Origin of the sequence: Pseudoalteromonas sp. BSi20652 (genome assembly GCF_000239855.1) — a bacterium.
Taxonomy (GTDB): domain Bacteria; phylum Pseudomonadota; class Gammaproteobacteria; order Enterobacterales; family Alteromonadaceae; genus Pseudoalteromonas.
Window position 1 is genome coordinate 1 of record NZ_BADT01000245.1, and the last position, 369, is coordinate 369.

The window sequence follows — 369 nt, forward strand, 5'->3', positions numbered from 1 at the left end:
CTCCTCAGGAGTAAATGGCAGTTCACTCTCTAATGTTTCTTGAACTTCATCAAAGTTAAGAGGTTTGGTGTCATCTTCTATATCTGGTGATTCAAAGGCTTCAATTTCAGAATCAAGCGATGCTTCTTCAGCTTCTTGCTCAGAAAAGTCATCCTCAATTAATAACTTATCATCAAGAGCATCTTCTAAGCTGCCTAAATCTTTATCTTCAGAAAGCGGATTAACTAAACCCTGTTCAGCCTGGCTAAAAGGTATTCTAGTTGACTCTTCATCTAGATTATCTTCCTGTAATTCTTCAGCAATAAATTGCGGTTCAATATCATCAACTTCGTCTTTAAGGTGTGCTTCTTCAATTTCAGATTCTAGTTC

The 369-nt window shown here is 36.9% G+C and carries 1 protein-coding gene; it reads right to left on the reverse strand.

All coding sequences use genetic code 11. The annotated features are described in order from the left end of the window. The coding region (locus P20652_RS20445; RefSeq protein WP_033018218.1) for a hypothetical protein at positions 1-369 on the reverse strand (369 nt) is incomplete at both ends.